This is a genomic window from Flavobacterium pectinovorum, assembly GCF_900142715.1.
In the GTDB taxonomy this organism is placed as follows: Bacteria; Bacteroidota; Bacteroidia; order Flavobacteriales; family Flavobacteriaceae; genus Flavobacterium; species Flavobacterium pectinovorum.
Map to the genome: position 1 here is coordinate 635,988 of NZ_FRBX01000003.1, position 15,132 is coordinate 651,119.

Annotated in this window: 14 protein-coding genes; 8 read left to right on the forward strand and 6 right to left on the reverse strand. The window is 33.0% G+C overall.

Features of this window, described 5'->3' with window-relative positions; translation table 11 throughout:
* Positions 1-74: 74 nt before the first annotated feature.
* Positions 75-731 (reverse strand): DUF6565 domain-containing protein, encoded by a 657-nt coding sequence (locus tag BUE22_RS13380; protein ID WP_042565190.1) that lies wholly within the window; start codon positions 729-731, stop codon positions 75-77.
* A gap of 316 nt (positions 732-1,047) precedes the next feature.
* Here BUE22_RS13380 and BUE22_RS13385 point away from each other — a divergent pair, with 316 nt between their 5' ends.
* The 7 genes from BUE22_RS13385 (at position 1,048) to BUE22_RS13415 (ending at position 10,790) form a co-directional block, all read left to right on the forward strand.
* Positions 1,048-1,734, forward strand: a complete 687-nt coding sequence (locus BUE22_RS13385; protein ID WP_073395441.1) for an ABC transporter ATP-binding protein — start codon at positions 1,048-1,050, stop codon at positions 1,732-1,734.
* Positions 1,735-1,818: 84 nt separating this feature from the next.
* The gene (locus BUE22_RS13390; RefSeq protein ID WP_042565188.1) at positions 1,819-2,388 is read left to right on the forward strand and encodes a cob(I)yrinic acid a,c-diamide adenosyltransferase; all 570 of its coding nucleotides are present in this window, start codon (positions 1,819-1,821) and stop codon (positions 2,386-2,388) included.
* 264 nt (positions 2,389-2,652) lie between these two features.
* Complete coding sequence (locus tag BUE22_RS13395) at positions 2,653-2,874, forward strand: DUF2795 domain-containing protein (protein WP_007138072.1); 222 nt, start codon at positions 2,653-2,655, stop codon at positions 2,872-2,874.
* An 89-nt stretch (positions 2,875-2,963) separates the two neighbouring features.
* The gene (gene secA / locus BUE22_RS13400) at positions 2,964-6,308 is read left to right on the forward strand and encodes a preprotein translocase subunit SecA (RefSeq protein WP_042565187.1); all 3,345 of its coding nucleotides are present in this window, start codon (positions 2,964-2,966) and stop codon (positions 6,306-6,308) included.
* 129 nt (positions 6,309-6,437) lie between these two features.
* Positions 6,438-6,815, forward strand: a complete 378-nt coding sequence (locus tag BUE22_RS13405; RefSeq protein WP_242607202.1) for a hypothetical protein — start codon at positions 6,438-6,440, stop codon at positions 6,813-6,815.
* 97 nt (positions 6,816-6,912) lie between these two features.
* Positions 6,913-9,072, forward strand: a complete 2,160-nt coding sequence (locus tag BUE22_RS13410; protein WP_073395442.1) for a TonB-dependent receptor — start codon at positions 6,913-6,915, stop codon at positions 9,070-9,072.
* A 110-nt stretch (positions 9,073-9,182) separates the two neighbouring features.
* Positions 9,183-10,790, forward strand: coding sequence for a PepSY-associated TM helix domain-containing protein (locus tag BUE22_RS13415; protein WP_073395443.1), 1,608 nt, complete (start codon positions 9,183-9,185; stop codon positions 10,788-10,790).
* 76 nt (positions 10,791-10,866) lie between these two features.
* On the opposite strand, the gene BUE22_RS13420 is transcribed toward BUE22_RS13415, so the two are convergent.
* The 5 genes from BUE22_RS13420 to cysC form a co-directional block, all read right to left on the reverse strand.
* On the reverse strand, positions 10,867-11,529 hold the full coding sequence (locus BUE22_RS13420; RefSeq protein ID WP_073395444.1) for a TrmH family RNA methyltransferase: 663 nt from the start codon (positions 11,527-11,529) through the stop codon (positions 10,867-10,869).
* A 59-nt stretch (positions 11,530-11,588) separates the two neighbouring features.
* Positions 11,589-11,870: a hypothetical protein gene (locus BUE22_RS13425; protein WP_124020533.1), complete on the reverse strand. Its 282-nt coding sequence runs from the start codon at positions 11,868-11,870 to the stop codon at positions 11,589-11,591.
* A 173-nt stretch (positions 11,871-12,043) separates the two neighbouring features.
* Positions 12,044-13,003: a sulfotransferase family protein gene (locus BUE22_RS13430; RefSeq protein WP_073395446.1), complete on the reverse strand. Its 960-nt coding sequence runs from the start codon at positions 13,001-13,003 to the stop codon at positions 12,044-12,046.
* A gap of 8 nt (positions 13,004-13,011) precedes the next feature.
* A complete protein-coding gene (locus BUE22_RS13435) occupies positions 13,012-13,695 on the reverse strand; it encodes an aspartyl/asparaginyl beta-hydroxylase domain-containing protein (protein WP_073395447.1) in 684 nt (227 codons plus the stop codon).
* A gap of 16 nt (positions 13,696-13,711) precedes the next feature.
* A complete protein-coding gene (gene cysC / locus BUE22_RS13440; RefSeq protein WP_073395448.1) occupies positions 13,712-14,245 on the reverse strand; it encodes an adenylyl-sulfate kinase in 534 nt (177 codons plus the stop codon).
* 121 nt (positions 14,246-14,366) lie between these two features.
* On the opposite strand from cysC, the gene BUE22_RS13445 reads away from it, so the two are divergent.
* The gene (locus BUE22_RS13445; protein WP_073395449.1) at positions 14,367-15,068 is read left to right on the forward strand and encodes an SIR2 family NAD-dependent protein deacylase; all 702 of its coding nucleotides are present in this window, start codon (positions 14,367-14,369) and stop codon (positions 15,066-15,068) included.
* The last annotated feature ends 64 nt before the right edge of the window (positions 15,069-15,132 follow it).

The window sequence follows — 15,132 nt, forward strand, 5'->3', positions numbered from 1 at the left end:
CTCAAAAAAATAGACATAAAAAAATGGCAACCATTTCTGATTGCCATTTTTCAAATCGAATTTAAACTAATAACCTATTTTTTAGCTGCTGCTGTTTCTTCTGATTTGGCTCCCATTCTGTTAACAGTATACATTGGGGCAAATTTTATTTTTAAACCGGCAATTTTTCTGTTATCTTCAGATGAAAGTCCTTCTTTTTCAACGGTATTTTTACGGCTGTCAAGCGCTTCATACATCAATTTAATTTCATCCCAGTCTTCACGAGAATAACTGTCTTTATTGTCTTCTACAGTATGTACAAATTGTTGATATACACTATGAATATTTTGAGCATTTACCCAGGCAAAACTCATATCATCACCAATTTTTCCTTCACCAAACAACGCATTACGTAATTGTTGTTTTGCACTTACAGGAGGTGCGAGAGTTGCTGCCATTCCGGTTTTGAATTCTTCATATTTCATTTTGCTGGCATTTATTCTTTCGGTCTCTGCTGCATTGTCTTTAATATCTGCAAGAGCCAATTGTGCATTTTCTGCTCTTCTGTTGTATTCAGCTTCAACATCTTTCCAATCGGCTTTTAAATCATCTGCCGCCACATTCTTTACTGAATCTACATATGTTACATATGAGTCGATTGTTTTTTTAGCCTGTTCCTGTTTTTCATCTTTACATGACGCAAAACCTAGTGCAATTAATGCAATTCCTGATACAATTTGTATATTTTTCATAATTTTGATTTTAAAAGTTATTACAACAAATATAGTTAAATATTCGAATTATTATACATAATTACTAAAAAATTAATACTTAAAATAAAAATAATTTAATATAAAATGAAAAATATGATAATTATATAAAAACAATCTAAAATCATATAACAACATTTTCTTGTATTGGTTTATACTTTTTAATAAATAAATAATAATTAAGTAAGCTTATTAGTCATTTTACCAGTTTTAATCTTGTAACAAAAATCAATTAAACACTACTTATTATATTATTGAAAAGTGTTTTGTACTTTTAAATCCAAAATTGTAAAACGAAATGGCAAATCCATTAATTAAAATAACAGACATTAAACGAAATTTTGTACTTGGTAATGAAATCGTTTATGTTTTGAAAGGAATTAATTTAGAGATTAATAAAGGAGAATATGTAGCTTTAATGGGACCATCAGGATCCGGAAAATCAACCTTAATGAATTTATTAGGTTGTTTGGACACTCCAACTTCGGGACATTATGTTTTGAACGGAAAAGATGTAAGCAAAATGAAAGATGATGAACTGGCCGGAATTCGAAATAAAGAAATTGGATTTGTATTTCAGACTTTCAATCTTTTACCAAGAACTACGGCTTTAGACAATGTTGCTTTGCCAATGATATACGCCGGACATTCAAAGTCAGAACGTACTGTACGAGCTCAAGAAGTGTTGAAACAAGTAAATCTAGCTGACAGGATGGATCATCAGCCTAATCAGCTTTCCGGAGGACAACGTCAGCGTGTTGCCATTGCCCGCGCTTTGGTCAACAAACCTTCTATTATATTAGCCGATGAGCCAACCGGAAACTTAGACAGTAAAACTTCTGTAGAAATTATGAAGCTTTTTGGCGACATTCACGCACAGGGAAACACCGTAATTCTGGTAACGCACGAAGAAGATATTGCTGCTTATGCACACCGTGTAATCCGTTTACGTGATGGTTTAATTGAAAGCGACACAACAAGGTAATTTTAGATTGTAGATTTTAGATTTCAGATTGAATGCTGTAATCTAAAATCTAAAATCTAAAATCAGAAATCTAAAATCAAAAAAATGAAAGTATATACAAAAACAGGAGATAAAGGAACAACAGCTCTTTTTGGAGGTACTCGTGTTCCTAAAGATCATATCAGAATTGATAGTTATGGAACCGTTGATGAATTAAACTCTTATATAGGTCTCATTCGTGATCAGGAAATAGACAAGCATTATAAAGATATTTTAATCGAAATCCAGGATCGACTTTTTACAGTTGGTGCTATTTTGGCAACTCCTCAAGAAAAAGAGGTTTTAAAGAATGGAGAACTTCGATTAAAAAACCTTGGAATAATTGATACTGATATTGAATTATTAGAAAATGAAATTGATAAAATGGAAGAAAGTCTTCCACAAATGACTCATTTTGTTTTACCGGGTGGACATCCAACCGTGTCACATTGTCATATAGCACGCTGCATATGCCGTCGTGCAGAGCGTTTGGCAGTCCATTTAAGCCATAATGAACACGTTCCAGAAATCGCAATCATGTACTTAAACCGACTTTCTGACTACCTTTTTGTCTTGGCACGGAAGTTGTCGTTTGACTTAAAAGCGGATGAAGTAAAGTGGATACCAAGAAAATAATTTTTTTTTAAAATTCCAATTTTTGAAATCCCAAATTCCAATTAAAAGAATTTAAAATTCTTTTAATTTTAAGATCACAAATTACAGTTCCAAATATTGGAATTTGGAATTTAAATACTGATATTTCAAGAATATTTTTGGAATTTGGAGTTTAAATATTGGAATTTAACAAGAGACGTTCTTAAATTTTACTAAAATAAATCAAAATTTACTTGTCTTTTTCAGTAAAAAATTTATTTTTGCACAAACTAAACAAGATAACAGATGTATTGGACATTAGAATTAGCATCTTATTTAAGTGATGCGCCATGGCCTGCTAACAAAGACGAACTTATTGACTACGCTATTAGAGCTGGTGCTCCGTTAGAAGTAGTAGAGAATCTTCAATCTATCGAGGACGAAGGTGAGATATACGAATCAATGGAAGAAATTTGGCCTGATTATCCAACAGACGAAGATTATCTTTGGAATGAGGATGAATATTAAAAAATAAACCAAAGGAAAAAGTCTCATCACAGAGGCTTTTTTTTTGGTTCTAAATACAACATTTACATATAATAGAAATACAATAAATCATGAGTTTCATAAACAGTATTATAAAAGTCTTTGTAGGTGATAAATCACAGAAAGATGTCAAAGCTTTACAACCTTATTTAAACAAAATTAAAACATTCGAAACTAGTTTAATGAGTTTGTCTCACGACGAATTAAGAGCCAGAACCGCATATTTTAAGGAAAAGATAAAAGAAGCCAGAGCGGATAAAGATGCTAAAATTGCTTCGCTTAAGGCAGAAGTAGAAAACATCGAAGACATCGACAAAAGAGAAGATCTTTATGATGCCATAGATGCTCTTGAAAAGGAAGCTTATGAAATTTCAGAAAAAACTTTATTGGAAATTCTTCCTGAAGCATTTTCTGTAGTTAAAGAAACAGCGCGTCGTTTTAAAGACAATTCTTTTATTGAAGTTACTGCAACTCCAAAAGACCGCGAACTTTCGGCTACTAAAACATACATCACTATTGAGGGTGACAAAGCAACATGGGCTAATAAATGGAATGCTGCCGGTAAAGAAATTACCTGGGACATGATTCATTATGATGTTCAGTTAATTGGTGGTATGGTCTTACACGAAGGTAAAGTTGCCGAAATGCAAACAGGTGAAGGTAAAACTTTGGTTGCTACACTTCCGTTATATTTAAATGCTTTAACCGGAAACGGAGTTCACTTAGTAACTGTGAATGATTATTTGGCAAAACGTGATAGTACATGGAAAGCACCTTTATTTGAATTTCATGGTTTAACTGTTGATTGTATCGATAATCACCAGCCAAGTACAGAACAAAGAAAAAAAGCATACGACGCCGATATCACTTACGGAACCAACAACGAATTTGGTTTTGACTACTTAAGAGATAACATGGCACATTCGCCAAGCGATCTTGTACAAAGAAAACATAACTACGCAATTGTCGATGAGGTCGATTCTGTATTGATTGATGATGCAAGAACGCCACTTATTATTTCAGGACCGGTACCGCAGGGAGATCGTCATGAGTTTAATGAACTTAAACCAAAAATCGAAAACTTAGTTGCACAACAACGTCAGTTAGCAAATGGTTTCTTAGCTGAAGCTAAAAAATTAATCAAAGAAGGAAACACTAAAGAAGGTGGATTCTTATTATTGAGAGCTTACAGAAGTTTACCTAAAAATAAAGCATTAATTAAATTTTTGAGTGAAGAAGGAATCAAACAATTGCTTCAAAAAACCGAAAACCAATACATGCAGGATAACAATCGCGAAATGCACAAAGTAGATGAAGCTTTGTATTTTGTAATTGAAGAAAAAAACAATCAGGTAGAATTGACTGATAATGGTATTCAATACCTTTCTGGAGATACTGATGCTGACTTTTTCGTACTTCCGGATATCGGAACTGAAATTGCTGCTATTGAAAAACAAAAATTAGATAAAGACGCGGAAGCAGAAGCAAGAGAAAGATTATTCCAGGATTTTGGAGTAAAAAGCGAGCGTATTCATACTCTTACTCAACTTTTAAAAGCATACGCTCTTTTTGAAAAAGATGTAGAATATGTAATCATGGACAACAAAATTATGATTGTCGATGAGCAAACAGGTCGTATCATGGATGGTCGTCGTTATTCTGACGGTTTACACCAGGCGATTGAGGCTAAAGAAAATGTAAAAATCGAAGCTGCTACACAAACTTTTGCAACTGTTACATTACAGAATTATTTCAGAATGTACAGCAAATTGGGTGGTATGACTGGTACAGCCGTTACAGAAGCTGGCGAGTTATGGCAGATATATAAATTGGATGTTGTTGAAATTCCAACCAACCGTCCGATGTCAAGACAAGACAAAGAAGATTATATCTACAAAACTACACGTGAAAAATTCAACGCTGTAATTGAAGATGTAACTGAATTATCAAACGCAGGAAGACCAGTTTTAATTGGTACAACTTCTGTAGAGATTTCAGAATTATTAAGCCGTATGTTAAAAATGAGAGGCGTTACACATAACGTTTTGAATGCTAAAATGCACAAACAAGAGGCACAAATCGTTGAAGAGGCTGGTAAAGCCGGAGTTGTAACTATTGCAACAAACATGGCTGGTCGTGGTACCGATATTAAATTGTCTCCAGAAGTAAAAGCTGCCGGAGGTTTAGCAATCGTGGGTACAGAACGTCATGATTCTCGTCGTGTTGACAGACAGTTACGTGGTCGTGCAGGACGTCAGGGAGATCCGGGAAGTTCTCAATTTTACGTTTCTCTTGAAGATAACTTAATGCGTTTATTTGGTTCTGAAAGAGTTGCAAAAGTAATGGATAGAATGGGATTACAGGAAGGTGAAGTTATTCAGCATTCTATGATGACCAAATCAATTGAGCGTGCTCAGAAAAAAGTAGAAGAAAACAACTTTGGTGTTCGTAAACGTTTATTAGAATATGATGACGTTATGAACTCGCAACGTGAAGTAGTTTACAAACGTCGTCGTCATGCATTGTTTGGTGAGCGTTTAAAACTGGATATTGCCAATATGCTTTATGATACTTGCGAATTAATCGTAAGCAACAATAAAGCAGCAAACGATTTTAAAACTTTTGATTTTGATTTGATTCGTTATTTCGGAATCACTTCTCCAATTTCTGAAGCTGATTTTACGAAATTATCAGATGTCGAAATTACTGGAAAAGTATACAAAGAAGCTCTGGCTTTTTACACCGAAAAAACAGAAAGAAGTGCAAGAGAGGCTTTCCCTATCATTAGAGGAGTTTACGAAGAGCCAAACAATCATTTTGAGCGTATTGTAGTTCCATTCACTGACGGAATCAAAACTTTAAATGTAGTAACTGACTTGAAAAAAGCTTACGAAAGTGAAGGTGCTCAGTTAATTGCTGATTTCGAGAAAAACATCACTCTTTCTATTGTTGATGAGGCCTGGAAAAAACATTTACGCAAAATGGATGAATTGAAACAATCTGTTCAGTTAGCCGTTCACGAACAAAAAGATCCGTTGCTTATTTACAAATTAGAAGCTTTCAATTTGTTTAGAGGAATGTTGGACAACGTTAACAAAGAAGTAATTTCATTCTTGTTTAAAGGTGATTTACCAGCTCAAAACGTTACTTCAGAAATTCACGAAGCAAGAGAAGTTCGTCAAAAAGAAAATTTCAAATTAAGTAAAGATGAAATTGTTAACAGCGAAGATATCAATCGTGAAGCTGGAGAAACACAACAACGTCAGGTTACAGAAACGATTGTTAGAGATATGCCAAAAATCAACCGTAATGATACTGTAACAGTTCAGGAAGTTGCTACAGGCAAAACTGAAGAAATGAAATTTAAAAAAGCAGAATCTTTAATCGCTTCTGGCGAATGGGTTCTGGTTAAATAATATTTACATCTTAAATAGAAAATCCGCAACTACTTTGTAATTGCGGATTTTTTTTGCTAAAAATCTAATATTTATTCTTTCTAAATTGAATAAACAGTACTTTTGCAATCGTAAACAATAAAAAAAGCTTTGAAGCGAATTTTAATCATATTTCTTTCCTGCATGCTTTTAGTGCCATCTTTTGGCAGTTTTTTTGTTTATACCTCATTCAAATTAAACCAGGAAGAAATTTCAAAAACCATCTGTGTACAACGAAAAATGGTTTTTAACAGCTGTAACGGTCGATGCGAACTTCAAAAAAGTTTAAAAAAGTATTCTGATAACGAAAAAAGAATGCAAAACAACCTGAAAGAAAAAGCAGAAGTTGTTTACATTCAGAGTTCATCCACAAATAATTTCAAATTAATAGCACCAATCGAATCACAAGCCAAACTTTTTGCTTCATTCGATACTAAACCAATTTCGGTTTCAAATGCTACCTTTCATCCACCATCCTATTTTATATAAATTTTAGCTACACTTTTCAGTTCAAACCTGAAAAGATTTTTTCTTGTCTTAAAGTCAGGAAAAAAACATGTTACTTTTAAAATTTATATAATTTAAAATGAAAAAAATATACTTTACCCTATTAATCATAGGGCAATGTGTTCTTGCACAAAATGAAGTAAAACAAGACACTACAAAATCTCAAGAATTGGAAAACGTTTTTATAACAGCCAATCGTACAGCTACTTTACGTAAAAAAACACCTGTTGCTATTAGTAAAATAACGGCAAAAACAATCAACGAAACCAAAGCAACAGCTGTTTACGAGATTATAAACAAAACACCCGGAGTTTTAATGGTCAATTTAGGAAACGAACAGCACATGATGTCGATTCGTCAGCCAATGACAACAAATGCGTATTATTTATATCTGGAAGATGGTTTGCCAATTCGCCCAATGGGAATTTTCAATCATAACGCATTATTAGAAATAAATCAATATAACTTACAAAGTATTGAAGTGGTAAAAGGTCCGGTTTCTTCATTATATGGCCCTGAAGCAGTTGGCGGAACCATCAATTTAATTTCGCTGAAACCACCCGTTGATCCTGAATTTAAATTTGGAGTTCAGGCTGATAATTATGGCTACCATAGATTTCAGGCTGCCGGTGGTGCAACAATTGGAAAAGTTGGTTTTCATATTGCCGGGATTTCAAGTCTGCAAGAAAATGGCTGGATGACGTATTCTGATTACAACAAAGATAATCTGAATGCGAGAATCGATTACAACATCTCACCTTCTACCCGATTGATTAGCAATACCATGTATGGAAAATACTATTCAGATATGAGCGGAAGCGTAAACGAAGATGCTTTTAATAACAGAACTTATAAAAGCGCAACCGATTTTACTTATAGAAAATCTGATGCTTTAAGAACACGATTGACATTAGAACACGATTGGAATAGTAATTCAAGCAGTTACATTACAGCCTATTTGCGTGACAATAAATTAGGTCAAAATCCTTCATATGGCATTAAATGGAGCCCGACTGTAAATTCTACAGCTGCAAAAGGAGAAGTTAATTCTAATAATTTTAAAAGTTATGGAGCAATAGGACAGCATACTCAAAAATTTGATTTCTTAAATACTAAAATTGTTGCAGGAGCCTTATATGATTATTCACCTGTTACCTATTGGTCTTATGTAATTGATTTGAAAGCAAATTTAAATCCCGGAGAAACAGGAAAGCAAACTGTAGATTCTTATGAAATTATTGCAGAACACCCTGATTCTAAATTAGCAGATTACACAGCCGATATCTTCAACACGGCTGGTTATGCACAAGTAAGTATTAATCCGATAGAAAAATTAGTCATCACTGTTGGCGGTCGTTATGATAATATGAAAGTGAATTATGATAACGCATTGGATAATTCTACAGGAAGTAAAGTTTACGACAAAATGACTTTTAAAGCCGGTGCAAATTATAATCCATTTGAATTTGCCGGTTTTTATGGCAATTATTCGCAAGGTTTTGCTCCTCCCGGAATTACCTCTATTTTTAGAACAAAACCCGGAACTGGCGGAACAACTGGTGTTCCTGCTGATTTCTATTATAATCTGGAACCTGCTACTTTCAATAATTACGAAGTTGGCGGATGGTTTTCTTTCCTTCAAAATAAATTAAATTTTGATTATGCTTTCTATTATATGGAAGGAAAAAATGAACTATTAAACATCAAACTTGCTGATAATTCGACCGATTATCGCTCGGCTGGAGAAACCCGTCATAAAGGGATTGAATTTGGAGCTTCTTATCGTCCTTCAAAACAATTCAACTTTCGCTTGGGCGGAACTTATGCTCAGCACACTTATATTGATTTTAAACTTTCTGACAAATCGACTGATCCGGTTCAGGATTTAAACGGAAAAGAAATGCCGGCAGCACCAAAATGGTCTGGAAATTCAGAATTAAGTTACTACCCAAACTGGCTTCCGAATTTAAGAACTTCTGTAGAATGGCAACTTGTAGGAAGCTATTACCAGGATCAAATCAACACTATAAAATATGGCGGATACAATTTGTTTAATGCAAGAGTTGGCTATCAATGGAAGGGAATAGAAGTTTACGGAAATGTATTAAACTTAACCGATAAATTATATGCTTATAATGTTTCAAGAGCAAATACCACAAATGCACAACCAACCTATACAGCTGCAGCGCCAAGAACTTTTGTGTTTGGAATTCAGTACAATTTTTCATTAAAAAAGTAATATTAAAAAAAATTGAACCATTAAGGGATTAAATTTCATCAAGCAAAACTTAATTTTCTTAATCTCTTAATGGTAAAAAACATAATTAGACAAATAAAAACAACTCAAATATGAGCAAAGAAATAAAAGAGAAAAAGTCTAAAAAGATCCCGAAGACTATCGGTACTAAGATTGTCAAGAAAATCAAACAACACATGTATAAGTGGCATCGTACAATTGGGTTGATTACAGTTATTCCTGTAATCTTTTGGACATTATCTGGTTTGATGCATCCGTTTATGGCACATTTTTTCAAACCTGAAATTGCCCATGACAAACTGGAACAACAAATTATTGATAAAAATCAATTACATTTTTCAATTCAGGAAGTTTTACAGAAAAACGAGCTAACACAATTCAAAAATTTCCGAATCGTTTCTTTTAACAATGCAACTTATTATCAGGTAAAAACGATTTTTGGTGAGTTATGGTATTTTGATACCTCAACAGCTGAAAAACTAGACAATGGAGATCAAAAATATGCAGAATGGCTCTCAAGATATTTTTTAGATGATCAAAAAAGTGCCATAACAAAAAGTGAAGTTGTTACCGAATTCACTTCGCAATATAAATATGTAAACCGTTATTTACCAGTTTACAAACTTAGCTTTGATCGCCCTGACACAATGGAAGTGTATGTAGAAACTTCCTCAGGAAAATTAGCAACTTATAATCCAACTTCAAGACAATGGTTTATTTGTTTTTTTGACACCTTTCATAACTGGTCGTTTATAGATGCTATTACAAACAATAGTATTAGAATTATTACGATGATTTTTTTATTGTCTATTATTGGTTTTTCTGCCCTGAGCGGTATCTTAATTTATGGTTTATTATGGAAACAATTCAAAAAGACAGATAGTTTAGCACCAAAAAAAGGATTGAGAAAATACCATCGCCAAATTGGAATCTGGGTTTCACTCTTTACTTTGACATTTGCTTTTAGCGGCGCATATCATGCCACAACAAAATGGACACCGTATACTTTATCGCAAATGATTTACGAGCCCACTTTTAAAACCAACGAAATTTCTGTAGCTAATAATGCCTTAAATTTAGATTGGAATCGTTTTCAAAACATCAATATTATCACGCTAAATGACACTACTTATTTCCGTTGTCAATTATTAGAGAAACAGAAATTTAAAAAGCCAAAAGCTGACTCGAGCTCAAAATGGGGCAAAAAAGACGATAAAAAATCTGAAGTGGTTTACATTAATGCGACAACAAATAAAATTACGCCCAATATTGATCTGGAATACGCTGAGTTTCTGGCTTATTATTTTACAGACGGAGCGCCAAAAGCGGCTTGCTGTGAAATGGTAGAAGGCTCAGACGAACCTGAAACATCATTGGAAAATGCAAAATTATTAGAATCAAAAGTTTTAACTGATTTTGAAAGTCGAGAATACGGTTTTGTCAATAAAAGATTACCAGTTGTAAAATTGGCTTATGACACACCGGAAAAAACTACTTATTTCATAGAAACTTCGACTTCAAGACTGGCGGCTAAAATTGAAAGCTCTGATATGGTTGAAGGCTATTCGTTTGCTATTCTCCACAAGTTTTTATTTATGGATTGGGCCGGGAAAAATATTCGCGATCTAACAATGGTTTTAGCCGCTTTAACCATTTTGATTGTTAGTATTCTTGGTTTTATTTTATTCCTGAAAAAGTAAAAATATTGTCAAATCGAGCAGAGTCGAGATTCTTTTGAATTCATAAGGGTTTCGACTCCGCTCAACCTGACAACGATTATCTTGGATTTTCTTCAAAATAACGCGCTTCAATTCGTTTAATATCTTTAATCGAATTTTTCGCCCAGGCCAAACGTTTTTCCAGAATTTCATTTTCTGATAATTGCCAATTGATATCTGAATTGCGCAATCTGTTTGTCAGGTTTTGAATAATGATTGCGGCTGAAACAGAAATATTCAAACTTTCTGTAAAACCAACCATTGGTATTTTAAGAAAACCATCTGCTTTTTCTAAAATTTCTTCTGATAAACCATCTCTTTCTGTTCCAAAAAACAAAGCACTTGGTTTTGTAATATCGAAATCCTCCAGCAAACAGTCATTTTCGTGCGGAGTTGTCGCTATAATTTGATAACCTTGATTTTTTAAAGTTGAAATACAATTGGTAACCGAATCAAACTGATTGATGTCAACCCATTTTTGAGCACCCATGGCAATTTCCTTGTCGATTTTTTTTCCGTAACGCTGCTCGATCACATTGAGTTCCTGAATTCCAAAAACCTCACAGCTACGCATAACAGCACTTGTGTTATGCATTTGAAAAACGTCTTCTACAACAATTGTAAAATGTTTGGTGCGGTCTCCTAGTACTTTTAGGAATTTTTCCTTACGATTATCTGTTAGTATATTTTCAAGAAAAGCGAGGTAATCTAAATCAATCATTTTAAATCTTATTTAAAGCAAAAATACATTTTAAAAGAAGTATTTGAATTGCTTTATTTCTATTTTTTGCTAAAAACACCTTCTAAGACATCACTAAAAATAGCTTCACCAAAACTTTTCTTTTTATCCTGATTCGGATAAATTGGCTCCGGTTCTTTATTACTCATTTCTCTTTTGAGCAATAAATTGGTGTTTTTAAAAGAATAATATTTTTGTGATTCAATTTTAGTCGGGGTAAAACCAGGTTTAGGATTGTAAATAGAAAACTCAACAGGAAAATTTAAGTATTTATGATAATCTACTATATAATTATCCCTTTTAAAAAATTCAAATTTTTCCATATTTCCATTATAACTAAAAGAATGAATTCTATTAATTTTTGATTGGGCAAATAAAACGGTATTCAAAAAAAAGACTAGTAATACAATCAACTTTTTCATGGAATAAAAATACTAGTAATACAATCAACTTTTTCATGGAATAAAAATACTATAAAAAGTGACGAAAAAACATATTATAATTCAATAAAACTATTATTGAGCTTTTCATGCAAAAGATTAACTTCTGTAAAATCAACTTGTAATTCTTCTTCCTTAAAAGAATCACCTTTAAAAACAGTGTTTTCATTTTTTGAATGTTTCTCTAATCTTTCATACATTTTATCAAGTTCTTTATTAGCATAATTAACATTAATAAAGGAGATAAATTTCTCAACGACATTTTTCATTCCTTCATTATAATTCAGTTTAATTACATTTTGATCTGTTTCGGAAAAGTGAAGAAATCCCTGAAAATATTTCTCTAAAACCAAAGCTCCATATTGATGAAAACTAATTTCGTTCATTTCTTCTTCGGAAATTCCAAAAACCTGAAATGACAATAAATTCGGAACCATGTGCATTCCTGCCAGTTTTTGATGCGACTTTAAAACCTCTACCGGATTTCTGTAAAGCAATGCAAAAGGTATTTCAGAAAAAATGGATCGCAAATAATCGGCATTAAAAATATGCCAGGCATCTAGTTTTATAATTAAATTCTTTTGTTCCGGAAATCTTCTCTGACCTAATAATGTTATTACAGCTTTTAAAAGAGAAGCTTTTTTTCTCCGATCAAATTTATCACTTCTTAAAATTTCATCGATAATGGGCGCTTCTGAGATCATGATATTTTCAGAAGAAGTTGCCAAAGACTGACTCAACATTGTAGAACCACATCGTGATACGTGAAATACAAGCGATTTTAGTTCGACAGAAAGTAATGCAGCAGACCAATCCAGGAGATTTTCGACAGTCGTAATTACTTTAAATGGCTTTGAATTATAAGCATGACTTCTACATTTTGCAATTGTTTCATCAAAAAAGGGTTCTGCATATTTTATATCGGCCAGATAAATCCATTCAAAATAAATTTCGTTGTCTTTTTCTACCAGCTTATATGGAATCCAATTTAAAAGAGGGTGATTTATATTTTCCATTCTATATTTTATTCTGCTAATAAATCAGCAATAATTTTAGTGTTAACTTCTGATGGATTTCGGGAAAGTTCATCAATAATTTGCTGTTTTACTCCATCAGAATATGAAGTAGTTTCTGGAGAGAAATGGAGATCAAAACCCATTTCTGCAAATAATTTATCAGACCAATCGTTTCTGATACAATCAAGTGTAAGATGAATGCGCGGTTCTGTACTTTTATTTTCGACGCTATGCGGAAGCTGAAAATTGGCATACCAGCACTCCCCCATTTTCATCGGAACCCGTTTTTTATCCACATAAAAAAACACTTCTTCATTTGTTATAATTGGAATGTGAATTCTAAAAAAACCATCTTCATAAGAAGTATCATTGTCTACATGTTCTTTTATTTCGCTTCCTGGTCCTAATCTCAATAATCGAACGGCTTCTTTTTCGCATTGAAACCAATCCATAATTTCTTTAAAATAATGACAGCGATCCAGCAGATTAGTGTTTTTATGTTCCGTATTTGCAAAAGATGTAATATCATTGACCAAACCAGATTGCGATCTTAATGAGACGCTTGTCCAATTGCCTTCGTAACGATTGGTATTAAAATGGGGCGTCCATAAATCATTTTCGCATATAGCGAATTCTTTTTGTAATTTATCAATAGAAAAAGAAATCGGAAGTTTACTAGAAGAAGGATTCATATGATTTTAAATTAGATTAGGCCAAACCAGCTATGTTGTCAATTATAAAATTATAGAGTTTATTTGTCGAAAAAGGCACCGTTTCAAAATCGGTTTTTAATATTAAATCGGCACTTGAAGGAATTTCAAAAACATCGCTTATTCCTGTAAAGTTGTTTATCTTATTACGATCATGATCTGGCAATAAAGCTTTTTTATATAACCCTTTCGGATCTCTTTTGATCAAATTATTTATGGAACAATCCAAAAATACAGTTCTGACAAATTCGTGTATTCTCAATTCATTTCTCAGGTTTTCGTATGGATTTATTACTGACATCAAAACAATCGTATCTGTTTTAATAAAATTTTGCCCTACATTAAAAAGGCGTCTGACATTTTCGCATCTGTCATCTTTAGAAAATCCTAAATCTTTGCAAATCGTTTCTCTGTAAACATCACCGTCAACAATTTCGGCTTTATAACCATTTTCAATTAACAAGCCACGAACATTTTGCGCCAATGTCGTTTTTCCTGAACCTGATAATCCTGTAAATTGTATTAAAATCATGGCTAATTTTCTTTGATTTTTTTAACCTTAAAATTAAATAATTTGTAAGAATGAAACAATAAGTATAAATACCCTTTTATTGTTTGGCTAAATCATTATTTTTATCTTTTAATTAAATAAAATGAAAAAGAAACTTGTTGTTTTAACCGGAGCAGGAATTAGTGCCGAAAGCGGAATAAAAACTTTTCGTGACAGCGATGGTTTGTGGGAAGGTCATGATGTTATGGAAGTGGCAACGCTGGAAGGCTGGCATAAAAACCAGGAATTGGTTTTGGATTTTTATAATAAAAGACGTCAGCAGCTTAAAGAAGTTCAGCCGAATTTAGGCCATCAAATTTTAGCCGAATTAGAACAGGATTTTGATGTTCATATTATTACGCAAAATGTAGATGATTTACACGAGCGCGCCGGAAGCACAAAAGTGTTGCATTTGCATGGAGAATTATTAAAAGTAAGAAGTACAAAAAATCGTGATTTAATTCTTGATTGGACAGACGATTTATATACAGGCGATTTTGACGAAAACGGGCATCAATTACGTCCGCATATTGTTTGGTTTGGCGAAGAAGTTCCTGCACTCGAAAGCGCCATTGAAATTACGGAAACCGCAGATTATTTTGCCGTTATTGGAACTTCATTACAGGTTTATCCTGCCGCAGGATTAATTTCATATACGTATAGCATTACGCCGGTTTTTTATATTGATCCAAAACCAATTTCGATTCCTAATATTCAAAACAAAGTCGAAGTTATTGCTAAACCGGCATCTGAAGGCGTTGCAATTTTAAGAGAGAAATTATTTGAAATAGAAAAGAAAATATGATCTTCCAAAGTTGGTTACACTATTTATCGGAGTACAATTTAGGGTGCTTATTTGTTTTCTTTTT